Source organism: Desulfoluna sp. HI9BLuna (assembly GCF_056829775.1).
This window is the reverse complement of record NZ_CP186555.1, coordinates 1,163,465-1,183,957: the sequence shown is the minus strand read 5'-3', so window position 1 is coordinate 1,183,957 and position 20,493 is coordinate 1,163,465. Positions and strand designations below refer to the sequence as shown.

Here is a 20,493-nt window from a genome sequence, read left to right as displayed (position 1 = left end):
CGGAAACTAAGGTGAGTGGCACCGGTTCCGGTTCTACTCTTTGGATACCCCGGGCAAAGCCTTCAACTGCGAGGCGAGGTGATCGCTTGTGACTTTGTATTCGGCAAGCAGGCTCTCAAGGGAGTTGAACTTGTTCCGAAGTCTCTCCTCGGAACGTTCCGCCTTGTCCCCGATGCGCGTGATCTGCTTGTCGATGCTGCCGATCTTGGTTTTGAGGCCCTTGCTCCCGGAGGCTAAGATGCCGCCTGTGGGGTCGTTGAACCCTTCGATGAGGGTGCACATGCGAACCGCAAATCCCTCTTCCCCTTCGTCGATGCTGGTAAAAAACCGCTTCAGGTCGTCGGGGTGTTCTTCAAGGGCTCGGGAAAGGGTCTCCTGGTTCAGTTCCAGATAGGGCTTGCCGTACTCGGGATCTTCTTTGTCCGTGACCCGCCGCATGGTCACCCCGACATCGGAAAGATAGCGGAAGCTGTCGTTTCCGGACACTGTGCCCGCGGTGGAGCGGGTCAGGGCGCCGTTGATGCGGTTGGCGGTCTGGTCGCCGAAGAGGGTGCCCTGCTCTTCCCCTTCGCCGTTGTACTTCTGGCTGTTGAAGAAGAAGGTGAGGACATTGTTGTACTTTTCCACAAAGGTTTCGAGCTTCTCGGAGATGGCTCCCTGGTCCAGTGCCACGTTGAAGGTGGTGGCCGGGGCTGTCCCGGAGAGGGTCAGGGTAACGTCCTTGACCACGTCTTCGATGGTGTTGGAGGGCCGGTGGATTCCCTGGACCCCGTCCACGGAGATGATGGCATCCTTGGCTTCCTGGGTCACGGAAAAGGCCTTGTCTCCGGCTCCTTCCCCTTCCTCGTCTCCGTAGGCCACCAGGGCGGAGAGCCCGGCGTTATCCCCTGTGTCCCCGTCTTCGTCTTCGATCACGTCAACGGAGATGGTGTTGGCCGCTCCGGTGTCGTTGGCCGACAGGGTCAGGAAATGATGGGTGCCGTCAAAGATCACCCCGGCCGTCACAGCGCCTTTTTCGGCGTTGATGGCGTTGGCCAGGTCGTGGAGGGAGAAGTTGGCCCCTGCCGTGATCTCCATGGGATCGCCGTCGCCCACCTGGATGCTCAGGGTCCCGCCACCGGGAAGCGCGTCTTCCGTGAAGGGCCCGGCAGCCAGCTTCTGGCTCGTGGCCAGCTGATGGACTTCCAGGCTGTAGGTTCCGGTCCGGGCAAAGGATCCGGCGGAGACGGTGTAGCTCTCGGGGTCGGGGCTGGTGGCCGTGCGGGCGGTGTAGGCGCTGGGGTACCGGAGGGAGCGGGCAGCGTTGCTGAGGCCGGAGAGCTCCTTCGACAGGTTGGCGTAGGCGGAGATCAGGACCTTGAAGTCCTCTTTCTTCGCTTCCAACGCTTTGACGGGTCTCTTTTCCACTTCGGTAATCTGCTCGACGATGCCGTCGAGATCGATCCCCGAAACGATGCCGCCTACCGACACTCCCATGATCCTGCTCCTTTGGCATCCGCCGTGGGGCGGCCCGATGCCTTTGTGAACGTTTTTCGGTGAACACGGTTCCTGCAAAAGGTGTCGGGAAAGCCCCCGGGCGATTGGGATCGCCCAGGGGCTTTTTTGACTATGCAGGTTCCCTGTGCACTCGTTTTATCCTGAACAACCGGATAAAGGCAAACCTTCTCTTACTGAGGGTGAGACGGTTCCTTATTGTTACCCGATCAGGCTGAGAACGGACTGCGGCAGCTGGTTCGCCTGTGCAAGCATGGCGGTACCGGCCTGCTGCATGACCTGGAGTTTGGTCATGTTGGCCGTCTCGGAGGCGAAGTCCGTATCAAGGATACGGGAACGTGACGCACTCAGGTTCTCAGAAACGTTGGAGAGGTTCTGGATGGTGGAGTCAAAACGGTTCTGGACCGCACCCAGGTTGGCGCGCATGTCGTCCACCTGGCGGATGGCACTGTCCACCGACTTGATGGTTTCGTTGGCCGCTTCCACCGTGGAGACGTCGGCGTTGGCAATGGAGCCCTTGGCCTGGACGTTGTCCTCGGAGAGGGTTGCGAAACCGGCGTCCGTGGCGTTGGTACCGGACAGGCTCAGGGTGTCTGAGGCCGTCAGGGAGACAGAACCGGTGATGCGCAGGTCGTTGAAGTTAGAGTCAAAGGAGGTGGACTTCACGCCGCCGCCGAAGACGAGGTTGGTGACTTCCGCGTTGGTGGTGCTCAGCACGATGTCACGGCCGTCGTCGGCAGACAGGGTCAGCTCGCCGTCGTCATCCACGCTGGCGGTAACGCCGGTGAGGTGACTCTTGGCGTTGATGGCGTTGGTGAGGCTGCCGTCGGCGTCGTTCTCTTTGAAGTCTGCAGGGCCCACGCCCACACCGTTGATCATCAGGTCGCTGTTGCCGATGCGGCCGACGCCGACGTTGCTGGGGCCATCCCCTGCCACGGCAGAGCCGGAGTAGTCGGCGGCGTCCATGTCGGATGCCTGGAAGCTGGTGGATGCCTTGGCGTATACGCCCTCAAGGCTGGTGCCTTCCATGCCTTCGCCGGGATCTTCCTCGTTCATCTCGCGGATGTTGTTGATTCGATCGGCAATGGCCTTTGCACTACCGCTGCCGTAGTTGGCTGCGTTGGTGTCCTTGAGGTCGGCCGTGGAGGCGGAGGTGATGTCGCCGCCGTACTTGGCCTGGGCAATGTCCACAGAGGAGGCACCGTCCACCTGGACGCTGACGTCCCCGGCGGTGAGGGTGCTGCCTACGGCCCCTTCCTGGATACCGATGCTGCCGGCGTCGGCGGCGTCGTTGGTCAGGGAGACGCGGGAGGCGGTGGACTGTACGATGCCGGGCTGCTGACCCAGGGCGTTGGCCTTGACGTTGACCAGGTCCACACCAATGGTCTCGTTGGCGTTGGCGCCCACCTGGAAGGTGAAGGTGCCGGAGCTGCCGTTGAGGATGTTTTTGTTGTTGAAGGTGGTGGCTTCTGCGATTCGGTCGATCTCGGAAACCAGCTGGTCGATCTCGAGCTGGATGGATGCCCGGTCTTCAGCGGTGTTGGTGTCGTTGGCCGCCTGTACGGACAGTTCGCGGATTCGCTGGAGTCCGTTGGTGGTCTCCTGGAGGGCCCCTTCAGCGGTCTGGGCCAGGGAGATACCGTCGTTGGCGTTTCGAACCGCCTGGTTCAGGCCGCGGATCTGGGAGGTCATACGGTCGGTAATGGCCAGGCCGGCGGCGTCGTCTTTTGCAGAGTTGATTCTCAGGCCGGAAGAGAGTCGCTGGAGCGATTTATTGAGGCCTGACGCGGTGTTACCCAGGTTACGCTGGGCGGTGAGAGAGGTGACGTTGGTGTTGATTGAAAGTGCCATGTGATTTCCTCCGTGAAATAAACTTTCAATGGTCGGCATCCGTGCCGTGAAGTCAACTTGTCGTATACCGTTTGGGGCGCCCTGTGTGGTTTTGGAAAATCCTTTTTCCAAAGGCTGGTGCCGGGTCACCCGCGGTATAAAAAACATATCGGAGGATTTTTCGTATTCTTTAAATAAAAATGACGATGGGCTGTTGAAAAACAAGGAAGGAATAGGGCGGGATGACGGGGCTTGGGTGCGAAAGAATTGAAATTCAATGTTTTGGGGCGCCCCGGTCCTGTTGGGCCGGGGCATTTTTTTTGGCCCTTATTGACTTAAGAGTGTGGGATATCTGCGGGGCGATCCGGCTTTTTCGTGGGAGTGGAGAGCTCTTTGAGGTTGCGGATCAGCCAGCTTACCTCGTTGATGGGGTCGATGCCGAGGCCCGAGTGGCTGATGGAGAGGCGGTCAATCATGTAACCGAACAGGGCCGAAAGGTCGGTACCGTCCTCTCCCTGGGAGGGGGCGTGTTCCCGTGCCTCCTTGAGATGGTTCAGGATCTTGACCACGGTGGAGATGTTTTTCTTCTGGTCCTCGGCTCCGCTGCAACGGGCAAGGGTGAGGTGGTCCATGGCGTCGTCGTACATGCGGACAAGCTCTTCCCGCCCAAGGGGCGAAGAGGGGTCGGGGGTTCGGTACAGGGGATGGGTGGATGGCATGGTGTCCTCCCTAATATAAGGAAACGATCAGATCTTGCGATCAACGGGTTGTTCGGGGTGTTGGTGTTCGGGCGGTGCGTCAGCGGCAAGGGGGTGCGGGGAAGGACTCCGTCCAGGGAGAGTGGGAACGATGTCAGAATGTGTTTCGATGCGGCGTTTTAGTAAACAACGTACTGATATAGATAATACAACAGCTTGTATGTAAAAGCCATTACAAATAAACAACAGGTACATGCGGTCATCTCTGTTCAGATTGCACGGAAGCGTGGCTCATGTTTCGGATCATTGTCTTTTGTGCGCATAAATCGATCATGGAAATGCGTGTTTGAGGTGGCTCACCTCGCCGTCGGAGGCACGGACTTTGGCCATGGAAGGCTGCTATTGACGATGGGCCCTGAAGTGCCATATCGTCGGGGGTATACGTTTATTGTAAATGAAAACCTGCGCCCCTTGGCGTTGCTTCGGGTTATGCCGTGGTGCAGGCAATGTTTAAGAGCGGGGAGAGCTGTGCATCGTTTATCGGCATTGACGGAAGATCAGGTTGTCGCCTTGAGTGTGCTGGCGTTTGTGAGGTCCCACATTCATGAGTCCGTTCTTGCCGAATGGACGGGGAGCACCATCCGGGAGACGTCCCTTGCCCTTCGGGGGCTCCACGGGGCCGGGCTCGCACACGCCTGTGGGTCAGCGTGTTGGCAGCTGGCCACGGATGGGCTGAGTCGAGCTGAAATCAGGGCCCACCTCCCGACCCTGGAGGCCCGGGCCTACCGAGGAGGGCTTCTCTCCGAGATAGATCGGCTCCGCGGCCCTGACGAGATCGCTGTGTTTGAAGCCCTGGTGGCCGACATCTCCAACCGGCTGGAGGTTTCGGTCACGGCCGGGCTCCGGGTGCTCCTCACCGAGACACTGGAGCAGATGCTGGCTTTCTGCGACGAAGAGCGCACCCTGGAAAAATCCCGGGAAGAGCTCTCCCGGTTTCTGGAGCTTGCCATTGCCATCCTCGGGCTCAGCCTTTATCTGGCCCGGAACCTCTCCCTTTCCATTCGCCTCTTCTTTTCAGGCCCTGCCGTCGTTCATGGAGAGCCAGGATACCATTGACGAACTCGTGGGCAACGATAACCTCTGTATCGCCGCCATGTTTCTCTCCTCCCTGTACTGTTACAATGGAGTAGACCCGGCTCCTGTGTCTGGAATCTTAGGTGCTACAAGGACCTCTCCGGGATTTATCCCTCTTCGGCGGTCCATTTTTTGGGAAAATTCCACCTGGCCATCGGTATCGCCGCGTGCAATGTCTTCCGGGGGGAGTTGGATCACCAGCCTTCCGGCTGATCGCATGCGCATGACGGACCGGGGGCGCATTCACCCCGGACTGAAGGCGGATATCACTGTGATGTCTCCTGAAACCATCGCCTGCCGGGCCACCCTCCATGAACCCAACAGGTACCCGGACGGCATCAGCCATGTGCTTGTCAATGGTGAGGTTGTCATCGAAGGCGGAAAACGGGTCACCGGGGACCATGGCCGGGTGATCCGGCACCGGGAGCCCTGAATGGGTTAAAAACCATGGTCCGGGGACGTTCCCCCGGGCCATGCTCCATGGTTGTCAGGCGCAAGGGTGGGGGAACCGGATCCGTGGTCATTGGCCGGGGTGTTGTTTGGGGAAACGGTTCTGGCGACGTCCTGATGAAAACCCCGGCTTTGTTTTCGGCTGTGCTGCAAAAACGTTCCATGTGGTCATTCGTTTGACCTCGGCTGGCGAATCGGCTATGACATAGCGATATATTGCAGGCGTTTTTCCATGCAACCTCCTGAAGGCTATGGAGAATAACGCACGTGCTGCCGTTTTACGGGCCAGCCGCAACCCACCACCCGCCCTGCGGGTGTCTTTGTTGGTGGCTGCCGTAAGGGCTCATCGGTGCCTTGACGGCACCGGGCCTGTTTGAGGACAGGCCGGAGGGGGGCGACGGCGCGCGGGGGGGAAATGCCGAAACCAATGAGATCAGGAGATACTGCTTGAAGATCGTTATTGTAGGAGCCGGTGAGGTGGGTTTTCACATCGCCAGTCGCCTCTCCCTTGAAAATAAAGATGTCGTGGTGGTGGACACCAGTGACGAGGCCCTGAAACGGGTCTCTGAGAATCTGGACGTGCAGGTTGTGAAGGGGTCGGGCAGCAGCCCCGAGGTCCTCATTGACGCCGGAGTGAAAAAGGCGGATATCATGCTGGCGGTTACCGACAGCGATGAGACCAACCTGGTGGCCTGCCTTACCTGCGATATCCTTTCGCCCGCCACCAAAAAACTGGCCCGTATCCGCCTGGGCGATTACGACGCCTACCATGAGCACTTCAGGACCAGTGCGCCCCATATCGACACCATCATCAACCCCGAGATCGAGGTGGTGAAGACCATCTATCGCCTGATGCGGGTGCCCGGCGCCGTGGACGTGGGTGAATTCGAAGGCGGTCGGGTGAAGATCGTGGGCATGCGGCTGGAGGAGGGGAGCCCCCTGGACGGCCTCAGGCTGGCCGAGTTTTCTTCCCGGCTCGGAGGCGTGCGTCCTCTGATTGCCGCCATCGTGCGCAAGGGGCAACTCATTGTGCCCCACGGCAACGATGTCCTCCAAGTGGGGGACCTGGTCTATTTTATCAGTGAAGACACCAAGCTCAATGATGTCCTGCGATTTTTCAACCGCCGTATGAAACCCGTGAATCGGGTGCTTATCGTGGGGGGCGGGCTCATCGGGACGCGCCTGGCCGACCTTCTGGAGAGCAAGAACATCCACACCAAGATCGTGGAGAGGAGCCCGGAGCGCTGCCGGTACCTTGCCGAGCGCATGAACCGCGCCGTGGTCCTCTGCGGGGATGGCTCCGATCAGAGCCTGCTTCTGGAAGAAAACATCAAGGACATGGACTTTGTGGTCTCCCTGACCGACGACGAAGAGACCAACATCCTTGTCTCCCTGCTTGCCCGGAGCGTGGGGGCGGACAACACCATCACCAAGATCAGCCGGTTCAGCTATATGCCACTCATGGCAAGCATCGGCGTGGAGCAGGTGGTGAGCCCGCGGCTCTCGGCCATTAACTCCATTCTGCAGCATATCCGAAAAGGCAAGGTACTTTCGGCCATGAGCGTTCACGGCGAGCAGGCCGAGGTCATCGAGGCCGTGGCCCTGCAGACCTCGGACATCGTGGACACCCCCATCAGCAAGGTCTCCTTCCCCCGGGGCGCGCTGCTTATCTGCATCATCCGCGATGACGAGGTGATCATTCCGTCCGGGGACAGCGTCATCAAGCCCGAAGACCGGGTGATTATCTTTGCCACGCGCGAAGCCGTTCCCCGCATTGAAAAAATGCTCACCGTCAAGCTGGAGTTCTTCTGATGCGCTGGCCTGTCGTGACCTACATTACCGGGTTCCTTCTCTTTGCGCTGGGGCTCTGCATGCTCCTGCCCGTGATCTGTTCCGTGATTTACGGAGGCGGGGACCTTGCCGCCCTGGCAGTCTCCGCGGGCTTTACCACCGTCTCCGGTGCCATTGCCATCCTTATTTGCCGGGACACCAGCTTCGACAACATCAGCCAGCGGGAAGGCATGGCCATCGTGGCCGTGGGCTGGACTGTGGTGGGGCTTTACGGGGCTCTTCCCTTTTATACAAGCGGGGCGTTTCCCCATTTTGTGGATGCCTTTTTCGAGTCGGTGTCCGGTTTCACCACCACGGGTTCTTCCGTGCTGACCAACATTGAGGCGGTGCCCAAGGGGCTCCTCTTCTGGCGGAGCCTGATCCAGTGGCTCGGCGGCATGGGGATTATCGTCCTCTCCCTGGCTATCCTTCCGTTTCTGGGGGTGGGGGGGATGCAGCTTTACAAGGCTGAGGTGCCGAGCCCGGTGCCGGATAAGCTGAAACCCCGGCTCTCGGAGACCGCCTCCATCCTCTGGAAGGTGTATGCCATGATCTCCGTGGTGGAGGTGGTGCTTCTTCTCTTCGGGGGCATGGATCTCTATGACGCCCTCTGCCACACTTTCACCACCATGCCCACGGGGGGCTTTTCCACGAAGAACGCCTCGGTGGCGGGCTTTAACAGCGCCTATCTCGACGGGGTGATCATCGTCTTTATGGTGCTTGCCGGGATCAACTTTTCCCTTCATTACCAGATGCTGCGGGGGCGGACCCTGATCTTCTGGCGGGATTCCGAATGCCGATGGTTCCTTATTATTGTGCTGGGGCTTTCGGTTGCGGTGACCTTCGATATCTACGGCACCGTCTATCAGAGCCTTCCCGAGGCCTTTCGTTACGGCTCCTTTCAGGTGGTCTCCATCATCACCACCACGGGCTATGCCACCGCCGATTACGAGCTCTGGCCGGGCCTGAGCCAGGTGCTGATCTTTCTGTGTATGTTCATCGGGGCCTCGGCAGGGTCCACCGGGGGCGGCATGAAGATCGTGCGGGTGATGCTTTGCCTGAAGTACTGCTATCGGGAGCTTTACATGCTGATCCATCCCCGGGCCGTGGCCACCATCAAGCTGGGTGGCAAGGCGGTCTCCGAGGACGTCATGCGCAGCATCATCGGCTTTGTGTGCATCTATGTGGGCCTGTTTGCCCTCTGCTCTGCGGTGCTGGCGGGCATGGGTGTGGATTTTGTCACGGCGTTTACCGCGGTGGGTTCCTGTATCGGTAACATCGGGCCCGGTTTCGGCCTGGTGGGGCCTGCGGAAAACTTTGCCCTGATCCCCCAGGGGGGGAAGTGGCTCCTTATCTGGTGCATGCTCCTTGGGCGCCTTGAAATCTATACGGTCATCATTTTTCTGGTGCCGGAGTTCTGGCGCAAATAAAAGGGGTGTGCCTCTATCTGGGGTGAATGCACCGGTTTAGGCCGGTGCTGTGTCGCGTGTCTGCACGAATCGTCATTTTTATGTGACTTTCGGCTTGACACCTGCGTCACAAGTTGAGTATAAGCTTCGAGTCTTTGAGACGCAGCGGGTCGTTAACTCAGTCGGTAGAGTATCTGCCTTTTAAGCAGAGAGTCACTGGTTCGAGCCCAGTACGACCCACCATGCGTCCCCATCGTCTAGCCTGGTCCAGGACACCGGCCTTTCACGCCGGCGACAGGGGTTCAAATCCCCTTGGGGACGCCACACTGCATTTTAGAGTCTTTTAAGGCGCATTACGGGTCGTTAACTCAGTCGGTAGAGTATCTGCCTTTTAAGCAGAGAGTCACTGGTTCGAGCCCAGTACGACCCACCATGTGTCCCCATCGTCTAGCCTGGTCCAGGACACCGGCCTTTCACGCCGGCGACAGGGGTTCAAATCCCCTTGGGGACGCCATTTCGCCTTAAGACCCGATCAAAGAACATATGGGTCGTTAACTCAGTTGGTAGAGTATCTGCCTTTTAAGCAGAGAGTCACTGGTTCGAGCCCAGTACGACCCACCACGATGTCCCCATCGTCTAGCCTGGTCCAGGACACCGGCCTTTCACGCCGGCGACAGGGGTTCAAATCCCCTTGGGGACGCCACTTGATTTCACGAGGGGCTGACTGAAAATCCAGTCAGCCCCTTTTTTGTGTGGGGAAAACCGGGTTGGGCAGCTCCTTTCCAGTTGGAAAAGGGTGACATGTTCCATGCAACCCTGTATGTTCAATTCAGGCGCCCGCGCCGGTACCCTCCCAGATTAATTCCATACGGACAAGACCCATGAAACCCATCGTCGCCATCATTGGACGCCCCAATGTGGGCAAATCCACCCTGTTCAACCGCATCACACGAAGCCGGACGGCCCTCGTGGACAACATGCCCGGTGTCACCCGGGACCGCCACTACGGCGAAGCCCTCTGGAACGACGCCCCGTTTCTGCTGGTGGACACGGGCGGATACCTCATCGACGACGAAGACGCCTTTGCGGGCGCCATTCGGGACCAGGTGACCCAGGCTGTGGCCGAGGCCGACGCCGTGGTAATGGTCCTGGACGGAAAAGGGGGGATCTCTCCTTACGACCGTGACCTGGTGACCATCCTCCGGGAGTCTCATCCCAAGGTGTTTTATGTGGTCAACAAGATCGACGGAGAGAAGCAGGAGGAGAACCTCTACGACTTCTACTCCCTGGGCATCGATCACCCCTATCCGGTCTCCGGCGAGCACGGCTACGGCGTGCCTGATTTCCTCGACGACCTGGTGGCCTCCTTTCCCGAGGCGGCGGCCTACCCCAAAGAGGAAGAGGAGATCGTCAACGTGGCCGTGGTGGGGCGCCCCAACGCCGGGAAGTCATCCCTTATCAACCGCCTCACCGGTCAGAAGCGCCTGGTGGTGAGCGACGTGGCCGGTACCACCCGGGACGCCGTGGACACCATGCTCAAGCGCGACGGCCAGCTCTACCGGTTCATCGACACCGCGGGCATCCGGAGAAAAGGCAAGGTCAAGGACAAGCTGGAGAAGTTCTCCGTCTTAAAGGCCATCAAGAGCATGGACCGCTGTGACGTGGCCCTGATTCTCATCGACTCCTCCGAAGGGGTCACCGACCAGGATGTCACCGTGGCCGGATACGCCCATGAAAAAGGGTGCGGGGTGATCTTCGTCTTCAACAAGTGGGACCTGGTCCCCGAGCGGGAGAAGAACCCCAAACTGTTCAAGGAACGCCTGGACATGGGCGCCAAGTTTCTCTCCTTTGCCCCCTTCACCACCATCTCGGCCCTCACCGGCCAGCGCGTGGAGAAGATCTTCGGGCAGATCCGAAGCGTGTACGATCAGTACAACACCCGCGTCTCCACCGGGGACGCAAACCGCATCATCGAGTGGGCCACGGAGCGGACCCCGCCCCCCCTTCACAAGGGCAAGCGGCTGAAGTTCTTCTACAACACCCAGGTGTCTGTGAAGCCTCCCACCTTTGTCTCCTTTGTGAACTACCCGGATGCGGTGCACTTCTCGTACCGCCGGTTCCTCATGAACCAGATTCGTGATTTTACGGGCCTGGATCAGACGCCCATCAAACATATCTTCCGGGAAAAGACCGGGCGCATGGAGTTCGGGCCCAAGCCCGAGGAGAACACCAACACCCGGAACAAGGGGCACAAGGACAAGGAGAGCCGCAACAAGATCCAGAAGAAAAAAGAGCGGGAAAAGCAGCGGCTCAAGAAACTGAAACGCGACGGGCAGTGATAAGCCCTTTGTCCCTTCGGTTTCCGCTTTTTTAAAGGCGGAAAACGAGGGGCCCGGCGGTGGTGCCGCCGGTACAAGGGGATGGATAAAAAATGCGCCACTATTTAACTTGCCTCCGGCGGATCGCTTTTTTGAAAAAAGCTCCGCAAAAAACTTTCCGGTTGAATGTCCCTTATGTTTGAAACAGTGGGTTCTCCGAAAGCTTGCGACCGGTCCACGTCGTTCATAAGACCTGTTTGTCAAACTTTTTAAAAGTTTGGCCCCCGGCAGGGCCGCCGGAGGCATTGTTTTTTGTCCCATTCCTAACGAACAACACGTCCGACATCGGGAAAGCCATTTGGGTGGGTATGGATCTGTTTGAATACAGAAATGAGGAACACGGCAACTTAAACGCGCCGCTGGCCGAGCGCATGCGTCCCCGGACCCTTGCGGACGTCTTTGGCCAGGAGCATCTCACCGGGGCAGGGGGCCTTATTTCAAGCGCCCTTGCCACGGACCACATCTTCCCCATGATCATGTGGGGCCCTCCTGGCTGCGGTAAAACCACCCTGGCCTCCATCATCGCCTCTGAGACCAAGTGCCGCTTCATCAAGATCTCGGCGGTACTCTCCGGCGTCAAGGACGTGCGGGCTGTCATCGACGAGGCCAAGAAGGAGCGCAACCTCAAAGGGCGTCAGACCGTTCTGTTCGTGGACGAGATCCACCGATTCAACAAAGCCCAGCAGGACGCCTTTCTCTACCATGTGGAGAGCGGGCTCATCACCTTGCTGGGTGCCACCACGGAAAACCCCTCCTTTGAAGTGATCCCCGCCCTTTTGTCCCGTGTCCGCGTGGTGACCCTGAAACCCTTGTCCCACGAGACCATCTTCAAGGTGCTGAAACGTGCCATGGAGGACAAGGACCGCGGGCTGGCCCGCATGGACGTGGCCGTGGACGACGAGGCCCTGGACCACCTGGTGCGCATGGCCGACGGCGATGTGCGAACGGCCCTCAACACCCTGGAGATCATGGTGGAGCAAAAGCGCATGGAGGCGGGTAAAGGCTGCCGTGTGGTGCTGGCCGACGCCGAGACCCTCCTGGAGCGCAAGGCCGTCCGCTACGACAAGAGCGGCGACGAACACTACAACCTTATCTCCGCCTTTCACAAGAGCCTGCGGGGCAGCGACCCGGATGCGGCCCTCTACTGGATGGTGCGCATGCTTAAGGCCGGGGAAGATCCCTTTTACATTGCCCGCCGCATGGCTGCCGTGGCCACCGAAGACATCGGCATGGCCGACCCTGCCGCCCTGTCCATGGCCCTGCACGCCATGGAAGCCTACAAATTTTTGGGTGCTGCCGAAGGGGAGCGCGCCCTGGCCCAGGCCGCGGTCTACCTTGCCACCGCTCCCAAGAGCAACAGCGTCTACACCGCCCTTGCCGCCGTGCGGGAAGAGGTGGACAGAGGCGGCTCCCTTCCCGTTCCCAAGCACATCCGCAACGCCCCCACCCAACTCATGAAGAACCTGGGCTACAAAGAGGGCTATCGTTACGCCCACGACTACCCCGGAGGCTTCGTCCCCCAGCAGTACCTCCCCGACGAGATCAGCGATAAGAGCTGGTACACCCCCACCGATCGAGGCTATGAGTCCGTGGTTGGTCCCCGCCTTTCCGCCTGGAAAGAGATGATTTCAAGGACAAAAAAGAAACGCTAAGAGAAGATGCCATCTATGGTTAAAGTGACCGGTAAAAAGCGTGCCTCCGGCGGCGAGGTGAGCCACCTCGAAAGCATATAGCCCTTGCGCTTTGTCCCTCGTTCCTCGGGCCAAAGCGCAAGGGCCTTCGGCTCGGGCTTCGCCCGACATAAACGCCGATGGTTTATGCTGGCTGGTTCACAAGCTTCGACGTAACAGGATGCGTTGTTGCCACTTGTCCCTTGTGGATTTAACCGCATTGCCGGCGGCAAGGTGTGCCACCTTGAAAGCAGGTTGCAAATGCGCTTTCCCCCTTCGTTCCTCAGGGAAAATCACATTCGCTATTGTTTCAACGGTTAGCCCTCGGTGCCCTTTTTTGTCTGAGAGACCCATGTCTGTTTTTCGAAGAATAAAACAGGTCTCTTTTCGCCACCCTCGCCGCCGGAGTCATTCCGCTTAAAGTCAAGCAAACCCCAAAGTTCTTCATCGTGTTTTTAGAAGAATGAAATGGGCCTCTCTTGCAACGGCGGTTGCCGGATGTCACACATCACGCGAATGCCCCGATAACGCAAGCTGAATGGCTGCCTTCATGCATTCGCCATAGGGTTTCCAGGTGCCCCCACCTGGCCGCCGGAGGCGTCTTATACCGAGAATTGAAACCGTCGCTCACCGTTGATGTCGGCGGGACCGGCGGGGGTGTAGGTGCGCTCCGTGGCAGTGAGGGTGCGGTCTGTGTCCAGGGTGACAAGGCAGCTGGAGCGGGTGCCGTAGACCTCGCTGTGGATGAACAGGGGGCCCAGGATGCGTTCCCATTCCAGGGTCATTCCGGTGTCGGGGAGGAGGGCGTCCTCGGGCACGGTTTGGTCGGCAAGAAGGGAGAAGAGGGCCTCTTCGTCGGGGTGGGCAAGGGCGCCCAGCTCTTTTTTTCCGGTCTCCACCTTGGGCCAGGGGGTGTTGAGTAGGGCGTTGCTGACGCCGTGGACCCCGGGGGGCAGCTCGGTGAGGGTGTCGGAGATATTGCTGTAGTGGTAGAGGCGGTCCACGGTGCCGAAGAGGAGGTTGAAGCCGTTGTAGTTTTGCCGTGTCTGGCTCAGGGCTTCGGCAAAGGCCGGTGCGTCGTCTGTCCCTTTCAGGAACTCGGAGACGATCCAGCCTCTGGAGGCTGCGTCCGGCTTGATGCGGGAGGGGTCCCGGTGGTTGGTGAGGGCTGCGAACCGGCCGGTCTCGGTAATCCCCATCCAGGTGCCTCCCTCTTTAAGGTCGGTGCCGCAGAGGACGGGCGGAGCACTGTCGTGCCAGGCCATGGGGGCGGTTTCGCGTGCATAGAACTCATCGCGGTTGGCGGCGATAATAAGAGGAAAGGACGGGTGGCTCTTTAGGGAAACAAGGATCAGGCACATGACGTATGTTGTCTTTTGTTAGCGGTTCTGTTACATCTTGGTGCGATAAAACAGGCCGTTGCGACGCTTGTTTTCGCACGTGATCATCAAGCTTTTCATCATAGCAGAAACGTTCGCAGAGTCATGACAAAATATACAAACGGGAGGAATCCATGAAAAATGTTGTGATTGTCAGCGGTTCACGGACCGCCGTCGGCACCTTTGGTGCCGGACTCAAGAGTGTCGGTGTGGCCGATCTGGGGGCCGTGGTCATGAAAGAGACCCTGAAGAAAGCGGGCCTCCGCCCCGACCTGAGCGATGAGATGCGCGCTGCCTGTCCCGACGCGTTGAAAGACCAGGGCATCACCGAGCTGGAAGCCAAGGGTCGCGACTGGGATGAGTCCGCCACCCCGGTTGTCGTGGATGAGGTGATCATGGGCAATGTACTCCAGGCGGGCCAGGGGCAGAACCCTGCGCGCCAGTCCATGATCCGTGCCGGGTTTCCCAAGGAGACCCCCACCTTTTCCCTGAACAAGGTATGCGGCTCCGGCCTGAAGGCCATTGCCCTTGCTGCCCAGTCCATCATGTGCGGCCAGGCCGAGGTGGTGCTGGCAGGCGGCATGGAGTCCATGAGCAACGCCCCCATGGCCCTGCCCAAGGCGCGATGGGGTCATCGCATGGAGCTCACCGGCGTGGGCCAGGTTACGGACCTCATGGTCTTTGACGGCCTCTACGAGATCTTCTACGGCTACCACATGGGAATCACGGCCGAGAACATCGTTGAAAAATACGGCATCACCCGCCAGGAGCAGGACGAGCTGGCCCTGCTCTCCCACAACAGGGCCCTGGGCGCCATCAAGACCGGCGTGTTCAAACCCGAGATCGCCGATGTGGTCATCAAGGGCCGCAAGGGGGACACGATTTTCAACGTGGACGAGCGGCCCATGGAGACCTCCATGGAAAAACTGGCCCGCATGCGCCCTGCCTTTAAAAAAGACGGGTCGGTCACAGCGGGCAACGCCTCGGGCATCAACGACGGCGCGGCATCGGTTCTTCTGATGACCGAAGAGAAGGCAAAAGAGCTTGAGCTCACCCCCATCGTCAGGATCAAGGGGTTTGCCTCCGGCGGCCTTGATCCCGCGTACATGGGCCTGGGGCCCATCCCGGCTGTAAGGAAGGTCATGGGGCGCCTGGGTATGAGCGTTTCCGACATCGAGATGATTGAACTCAACGAGGCCTTTGCCTCCCAGGCCATCGGCTGCATGCGGGAGCTGAACATTCCCGTGGACAAGCCCAATCAGCTGGGCAGCGGTATTTCCTTGGGTCACCCCATCGGAGCCACCGGGGCCCGCCAGATGGTCACCGGCATGTACCAGATGCAGAGGGAAAATCTTGCCACCGGCATGATCTCCATGTGCATCGGCGGCGGCATGGGCATGGCCATGGTGATCGAGCGGTAAGTTCGTGAGCACAAAATCGCCCCTGGGTGTTTTTGCCTGCGGCATCTTGCGCCGGGGCGCTTCGGCCCTGCTTCACAGGCCGGACGCGCCCCGGCGTTTGTGTGTGGGCGTCCCTGCAGGTATCTGCCCTTTTTTTCAGGCGGTTTTCTTGTGTGTCAGCGGCCGCTGGCCGTCGGCAAGGGATGCGCACCCCTTTTTGCCCTTCTGACATCTCGTCAAGATCCCTTGCCCGGGGCTTTTTTGCTTTACTTGGGAGGGCGTTGTTGTTACATGTAAATCACTCGATTTAAGGGAAAATCGATTGATTTTGCGATATGCTGCTTAAACCAAGGAGGCTTTTGATACGATGGACAAGGCACAGAAGGCTGGTATCATGATCTTTTCCGGTGTTCCCGCCATTATGGGCGGCGGCATCGTCTTTGCCCTTTTCGGTCACGCATTACTTCCCGTTGTGATCTATGAAACCCTGCTCTTTGCGGGTGTGTTCTCGATCCTTCGGAAGTAGCCCATTTCAGCCGGGGGGCGGCAAGGCCGGATATGTCGGCCCCGCCCCTTTTCGGCCCATGACACCCCGATGAGCCCTTTAGCCGGGGCCATGCCCGGGGGTGTGGATCTTTATTTCTATGCTGGACAAAACACCCCGCGACCTGATTCTCTGGTTTTTCCTGATCCTTTTTCTTATTTCGCTGTTTCTGCTTGGAAAACTGCTCTGGCCCTTTGTCTCCGTGCTTGTCATGGGGGCCGTGGTCAGCGGTATTTTTTTTCCCGTGTACACCCTTTTCAAACGCCGGGTGCCTCCCGGGTACGCCTCGTTTTTTACCTGTGTTCTTATTTTTCTGGTGCTGTTTGTCCCCATCGTGTTGTTCGTGGGGGTTCTGGCCAACGAGGTCCACAACTTTTATATCAGGGCCGTGAGCCCGGAGGTGGTGGATGCGGTCAAGCAGTTTTTCGTTTCCCGGAACATCCTGGGGCGGATCAACAGCATCCTGGCCAACTTCGACCTGAGCCTCACCTTTGACGAGCTCATCCAGCCCATCACGGACATGGGCAAGTCCGTGGGGCTGACGCTTTTGAACCAGGCCAACGCCGTTGCTTCCAACCTGTTGAAGTTCGTCATCAATTTTATCCTGATGCTGATCATCATCTATTACCTGCTTCTGGACGGTCACCGTCTGCTTCAGTACATCATCGACCTGTCTCCGCTGCCCGACGACCAGGACACCAAATTGTTCGTGAAGTTCAAGGACATGGCAGGGGCCGTGCTGGTGGTCAACGGTATCAGCGGCATGATCCAGGGCGTGGTCGGGGGGGTGGTGTTTGCGTTTCTGGGCTTTCGCTCCCCGGTTCTCTGGGGCGTGCTCATGGCCTTTTTCGCCTTTCTGCCCATCGTGGGCATCGGGATCATCTTTCTGCCCGTGGCTGTCTGGCTCATGGTCATAGGGCGCATGGGGGCGGGGATTGCCGTCCTGGTGATCTACGGGGTTCTCTCCGGGGGGGTGGAGTACCTGTTTAAACCGGCGGTGGTGGGCAAGCGCATCAAGATGCATACCCTCCTGGTCTTTCTGGGGATTATCGGCGGACTCCAGCTTTTCGGGATTCTCGGGATCATCTACGGCCCTCTTGTGGTCACCTTTTTTTTGACCTTATCGGATATATATAATAAGAGTTACAAAAGCCTTGTGGAGCCCGAGGGACAAACCCGGATCCACCTTGATGAGGTCTCGGAAGAAAACCTTGACGAGTAGCCATCCCCCACAGGATGGCTTCTTCCTGTATAGCCCGTGAAACCGGGCGCTTCGGGTCCCCGAGGCGATGAATTTTAAATGCAAGGGACTTCAGGAAAAAAACGGGTCGGCCATTCGTGACGTGTGCCGGCCAGGCGGGCAGGGGTGTACTCTCCGGCCCGACATACACCGATCAGCGGGCCGGCCCCAAAGGCCGGTTTCCCTGCATGGGGGTTTTTCCCGAAGGTCCCCAACGTTTGCGAGGCCGTCACGAATTTCCGATTGTCGGTTTTTTCGGATACAGGTGCCATTGCGACTTTGGACATGCACGTTAGCAGATGAAGGTAGTGAACCCTATGACTCAACTGGAAAGCTCTCCTCATATCAGCCTCGAGACCGAGATGAAAAAATCGTATCTCGAGTATGCCATGAGCGTCATCATCGGCCGGGCCCTTCCCGATGTCCGGGATGGACTCAAACCGGTACACCGCAGGTCTCTGTTTGCCATGCGGGAGTTGAAAAACGACTGGAACAAGCCTTACAAGAAATCGGCGCGTATCGTCGGTGATGTCATCGGTAAGTATCACCCCCACGGCGATACGGCCGTGTATGACACCATCGTGCGTATGGCCCAGGACTTTTCCCTTCGGTACACCCTGGTGGACGGCCAGGGCAACTTCGGCAGCATCGACGGTGACTCGGCCGCGGCCATGCGATACACGGAAGTGCGCATGCGGCAGATCGCCCATGAGATGCTGGCGGATCTCGACAAAGAGACCGTGGACTGGGTTCCCAACTACGACGAATCCCTTCTTGAACCCGCGGTGCTTCCCGCCAAGTTCCCCAACCTTCTGGTGAACGGCTCCTCAGGGATTGCCGTGGGCATGACCACCAACATCCCCCCCCACAACCTGGGGGAGGTGATCGACGGTGTGTGTGCCTTAATCGAAAACCCGACGCTCACCAGCGAAGAGCTCATGGAGTACATCCCCGGGCCGGACTTTCCCACCCGCGGTATTATCTACGGCCGCAAGGGGATCCGCGAAGCCTACACAAACGGCAAGGGGATCATCAAGATCCGCGCCAAGGTGGAGATTGAAAAGGCCAAGAAAGACGACAGCGAGACCATCGTTGTCCACGAGCTTCCCTACCAGGTGAACAAGGCGCGCCTTATCGAAAAGATCGCCGAGTTGGTGAAGGCCAAGGTCATCGAGGGCATCCGCTATGTGCGGGACGAGTCCGACCGAAAGGGCATGCGCATCGCCATGGGGGTCAAGCGGGACCACATGGGAGAGGTGGTGATCAACCAGCTCTTCAAGCACACCCAGATGCAGAGCAGCTTCGGGGTGATCATGCTGGCGGTTGTGAACAACCGGCCCGAGCTCCTCACCCTTCGCGAGCTCCTCGACCACTTCCTGCTGCACCGAAAAGAGGTGGTGGTCCGAAGGACGGTCTACGACCTTCGGAAAGCAGAAGCCCGCGCCCATATCCTGGAAGGCCTCAAGATCGCCCTGGATAACCTTGACGAGGTGGTGGCCCTGATCCGCAAGTCCAAGAACCCGGTGGAAGCCAAAGAGGGGCTGAAAAGCCGCTTCGGCCTTTCCGACCTTCAGGCCCAGGCCATTCTGGACATGCGACTGCAGCGCCTCACCGGCCTGGAGCGCGAAAAGATCCTGGAAGAGTACGAAGGGGTCTTGAAGGACATCGCCTGGTTCAAGGAGATCCTGGGCAGCGAGCGCATCGTGCTCAACATCATCAAAGACGAGCTGACCACCATCCGGGAAGAGTTTGCCGATGAGCGCCGCACCAAGATCGTGGAGGCCACCGGCGATATTTCCCTGGAAGACCTCATCGAAGAAGAGGACATGGTGGTGACCGTCTCCACCCGCGGGTACATCAAGCGAACGCCCATCAGTGTTTATGAGAGCCAGCGCCGGGGCGGCAAGGGCCGCGTGGGCATGGCCACCCGTGATGACGATTTCGTGGAGAAGCTCTTTGTGGCTTCCACCCACCATATGTTCCTTTTCTTCACCAACCTCGGCCGGGTCTACTGGAGCAAGGTCTACGAGCTTCCCCAGGCGAGCCGGACGAGCAAGGGGCGGGCCATCGTCAACTTCCTCAACTTTGTGGAAGGCGAGAGGCTCACCACGGTGCTTGCCGTGCCCGAGTTCAAAGATGGGCAGTTTGTGGTGGTCGCCACCCGCAACGGCACGGTGAAGAAGACCGACCTCATGGCCTACAGCCGTCCCCGACAGGGGGGCATCATTGCCGTGGGCCTTGCCGACGGCGACGAACTGGTCTCTGCCCGTCTCTCCGACGGTGCCATGGATGTTCTCATGGCCACCCGTGAGGGCAAGGCGGTGCGGTTCAAAGAGACCGATGTTCGCGCCTCCGGTCGAAGCGCCAAGGGTGTCCGCGGGGTGCGGCTCGTGGATGACGACTACCTGGTGAGCATGGAGGTCCTCCATCCCGGGGAGAAGGTGCTGATGGTCACGGAAAACGGCTACGGAAAGCGTACGCCCGTCGAGGAATACCCCTTGAGGGGCCGAGGCGGCAAAGGGGTTATCTCCATTAAGACCTCCGCGCGGAACGGTAACGTGGCCTCCCTGCTCCTCGTGGACGACGAGGACGACGTCATGATGATGACCAACAGCGGCAAACTCATCCGCATCAAGGTCAAAGACGTCTCCGTGGTGGGCCGAAACACCCAGGGCGTCAAGCTCTTCCGTCTGGACGACGGGGAGCATGTGGCCGGGGCGGTTCGCCTGCCGTGGCAGGAAGAGGAAGAAGACGACGAGGCCGAGGCCCTTGAGGGGGCCGGGGGCGAAGCCCCCGAGGCCGATGCTTCCGAGGAGGGCTCACCCCATGAGCCCGATGCCCCGGAAGAGGATTCGGGGGAGGCTCAAGGGCCCACCGATGATGCATAGATTATGATAAAGATGGCGGGGCTTGCCCCGCCATTTTTCGTTTGAGGACATTTTTTCTTTAACCATCCTGCGAACTGTTCGTAAACCATCATGGGCACCAAAGCCCTCCGGCCACCGCACCACGGAGGGCTTTCTGGATGCTCCGTCCG

The 20,493-nt window shown here is 59.1% G+C and carries 14 protein-coding genes and 6 tRNA genes; 16 read left to right on the top strand and 4 right to left on the bottom strand.

Annotated features, from left to right (window positions below; genetic code table 11):
* Nucleotides 1–33: 33 nt before the first annotated feature.
* From fliD to fliS, 3 genes are all read right to left on the bottom strand, one after another.
* On the bottom strand, nucleotides 34–1,476 hold the full coding sequence (gene fliD / locus ACOYW0_RS04640; RefSeq protein WP_482417387.1) for a flagellar filament capping protein FliD: 1,443 nt from the start codon (nucleotides 1,474–1,476) through the stop codon (nucleotides 34–36).
* A 219-nt stretch (nucleotides 1,477–1,695) separates the two neighbouring features.
* Nucleotides 1,696–3,345: a flagellin N-terminal helical domain-containing protein gene (locus ACOYW0_RS04635; protein WP_482417386.1), complete on the bottom strand. Its 1,650-nt coding sequence runs from the start codon at nucleotides 3,343–3,345 to the stop codon at nucleotides 1,696–1,698.
* A 314-nt stretch (nucleotides 3,346–3,659) separates the two neighbouring features.
* Nucleotides 3,660–4,043: a flagellar export chaperone FliS gene (gene fliS, locus ACOYW0_RS04630; RefSeq protein WP_482417385.1), complete on the bottom strand. Its 384-nt coding sequence runs from the start codon at nucleotides 4,041–4,043 to the stop codon at nucleotides 3,660–3,662.
* Between the two features lie 507 nt (nucleotides 4,044–4,550).
* On the opposite strand from fliS, the gene ACOYW0_RS04625 reads away from it, so the two are divergent.
* The 12 genes from ACOYW0_RS04625 to ACOYW0_RS04570 all read left to right on the top strand — a co-directional run bounded on the left by ACOYW0_RS04625 (nucleotide 4,551) and on the right by ACOYW0_RS04570 (nucleotide 12,875).
* Complete coding sequence (locus ACOYW0_RS04625) at nucleotides 4,551–5,138, top strand: hypothetical protein (RefSeq protein WP_482417384.1); 588 nt, start codon at nucleotides 4,551–4,553, stop codon at nucleotides 5,136–5,138.
* On the top strand, nucleotides 5,116–5,589 hold the full coding sequence (locus tag ACOYW0_RS04620) for an amidohydrolase family protein (RefSeq protein WP_482417383.1): 474 nt from the start codon (nucleotides 5,116–5,118) through the stop codon (nucleotides 5,587–5,589). Before ACOYW0_RS04625 ends, ACOYW0_RS04620 begins: the two co-directional genes overlap by 23 nt.
* A gap of 464 nt (nucleotides 5,590–6,053) precedes the next feature.
* Entirely contained in the window at nucleotides 6,054–7,418 is a 1,365-nt protein-coding gene (trkA, locus tag ACOYW0_RS04615; protein ID WP_482417382.1) for a Trk system potassium transporter TrkA, read from the top strand.
* Nucleotides 7,418–8,866 carry a TrkH family potassium uptake protein gene (locus ACOYW0_RS04610; protein ID WP_482417381.1) on the top strand — a complete coding sequence of 483 codons (1,449 nt, stop codon included), beginning with the start codon at nucleotides 7,418–7,420 and terminating at the stop codon, nucleotides 8,864–8,866. The genes trkA and ACOYW0_RS04610 overlap by 1 nt, the downstream gene beginning before the upstream one ends.
* A 146-nt stretch (nucleotides 8,867–9,012) precedes the next feature.
* Nucleotides 9,013–9,088: transfer RNA gene (locus tag ACOYW0_RS04605), tRNA-Lys, on the top strand.
* Nucleotides 9,089–9,091: 3 nt separating this feature from the next.
* Nucleotides 9,092–9,169, top strand: a tRNA-Glu gene (locus tag ACOYW0_RS04600).
* A gap of 33 nt (nucleotides 9,170–9,202) precedes the next feature.
* Nucleotides 9,203–9,278, top strand: a tRNA-Lys gene (locus ACOYW0_RS04595).
* A 3-nt stretch (nucleotides 9,279–9,281) separates the two neighbouring features.
* Nucleotides 9,282–9,359, top strand: a tRNA-Glu gene (locus tag ACOYW0_RS04590).
* A 31-nt stretch (nucleotides 9,360–9,390) separates the two neighbouring features.
* Nucleotides 9,391–9,466 (top strand) — tRNA-Lys (locus ACOYW0_RS04585).
* A gap of 4 nt (nucleotides 9,467–9,470) precedes the next feature.
* A tRNA-Glu gene (locus ACOYW0_RS04580) sits at nucleotides 9,471–9,548 on the top strand.
* A 178-nt stretch (nucleotides 9,549–9,726) separates the two neighbouring features.
* On the top strand, nucleotides 9,727–11,184 hold the full coding sequence (gene der / locus ACOYW0_RS04575; RefSeq protein ID WP_180140528.1) for a ribosome biogenesis GTPase Der: 1,458 nt from the start codon (nucleotides 9,727–9,729) through the stop codon (nucleotides 11,182–11,184).
* 347 nt (nucleotides 11,185–11,531) lie between these two features.
* Nucleotides 11,532–12,875, top strand: a complete 1,344-nt coding sequence (locus ACOYW0_RS04570; protein ID WP_180140531.1) for a replication-associated recombination protein A — start codon at nucleotides 11,532–11,534, stop codon at nucleotides 12,873–12,875.
* A gap of 620 nt (nucleotides 12,876–13,495) precedes the next feature.
* Here ACOYW0_RS04570 and ACOYW0_RS04565 read toward each other — a convergent pair.
* On the bottom strand, nucleotides 13,496–14,254 hold the full coding sequence (locus ACOYW0_RS04565; protein ID WP_482417380.1) for an NRDE family protein: 759 nt from the start codon (nucleotides 14,252–14,254) through the stop codon (nucleotides 13,496–13,498).
* A gap of 152 nt (nucleotides 14,255–14,406) precedes the next feature.
* On the opposite strand from ACOYW0_RS04565, the gene ACOYW0_RS04560 reads away from it, so the two are divergent.
* The 4 genes from ACOYW0_RS04560 (at nucleotide 14,407) to gyrA (ending at nucleotide 20,344) form a co-directional block, all read left to right on the top strand.
* Nucleotides 14,407–15,693: a thiolase family protein gene (locus tag ACOYW0_RS04560; protein ID WP_482417379.1), complete on the top strand. Its 1,287-nt coding sequence runs from the start codon at nucleotides 14,407–14,409 to the stop codon at nucleotides 15,691–15,693.
* Nucleotides 15,694–16,039: 346 nt separating this feature from the next.
* On the top strand, nucleotides 16,040–16,198 hold the full coding sequence (locus ACOYW0_RS04555; RefSeq protein WP_180140537.1) for a hypothetical protein: 159 nt from the start codon (nucleotides 16,040–16,042) through the stop codon (nucleotides 16,196–16,198).
* A 118-nt stretch (nucleotides 16,199–16,316) separates the two neighbouring features.
* Nucleotides 16,317–17,438 carry an AI-2E family transporter gene (locus ACOYW0_RS04550; RefSeq protein WP_482417378.1) on the top strand — a complete coding sequence of 374 codons (1,122 nt, stop codon included), beginning with the start codon at nucleotides 16,317–16,319 and terminating at the stop codon, nucleotides 17,436–17,438.
* Between the two features lie 335 nt (nucleotides 17,439–17,773).
* Nucleotides 17,774–20,344 (top strand): DNA gyrase subunit A, encoded by a 2,571-nt coding sequence (gene gyrA, locus ACOYW0_RS04545; protein ID WP_482417377.1) that lies wholly within the window; start codon nucleotides 17,774–17,776, stop codon nucleotides 20,342–20,344.
* Nucleotides 20,345–20,493: the final 149 nt, after the last annotated feature.

Bases quoted from the DNA above. Each gene is read 5' to 3' on its own strand.
- fliD (WP_482417387.1), bottom strand. From the start codon at position 1,476: ATGGGAGTGTCGGTAGGCGGCATCGTTTCGGGGATCGATCTCGACGGC.
- ACOYW0_RS04635 (WP_482417386.1), bottom strand. From the start codon at position 3,345: ATGGCACTTTCAATCAACACCAACGTCACCTCTCTCACCGCCCAGCGT.
- fliS (WP_482417385.1), bottom strand. From the start codon at position 4,043: ATGCCATCCACCCATCCCCTGTACCGAACCCCCGACCCCTCTTCGCCC.
- ACOYW0_RS04620 (WP_482417383.1), top strand. From the start codon at position 5,116: ATGGAGAGCCAGGATACCATTGACGAACTCGTGGGCAACGATAACCTC.
- ACOYW0_RS04610 (WP_482417381.1), top strand. From the start codon at position 7,418: ATGCGCTGGCCTGTCGTGACCTACATTACCGGGTTCCTTCTCTTTGCG.
- der (WP_180140528.1), top strand. From the start codon at position 9,727: ATGAAACCCATCGTCGCCATCATTGGACGCCCCAATGTGGGCAAATCC.
- ACOYW0_RS04570 (WP_180140531.1), top strand. From the start codon at position 11,532: ATGGATCTGTTTGAATACAGAAATGAGGAACACGGCAACTTAAACGCG.
- ACOYW0_RS04565 (WP_482417380.1), bottom strand. From the start codon at position 14,254: ATGTGCCTGATCCTTGTTTCCCTAAAGAGCCACCCGTCCTTTCCTCTT.
- ACOYW0_RS04560 (WP_482417379.1), top strand. From the start codon at position 14,407: ATGAAAAATGTTGTGATTGTCAGCGGTTCACGGACCGCCGTCGGCACC.
- ACOYW0_RS04555 (WP_180140537.1), top strand. From the start codon at position 16,040: ATGGACAAGGCACAGAAGGCTGGTATCATGATCTTTTCCGGTGTTCCC.
- ACOYW0_RS04550 (WP_482417378.1), top strand. From the start codon at position 16,317: ATGCTGGACAAAACACCCCGCGACCTGATTCTCTGGTTTTTCCTGATC.
- gyrA (WP_482417377.1), top strand. From the start codon at position 17,774: ATGACTCAACTGGAAAGCTCTCCTCATATCAGCCTCGAGACCGAGATG.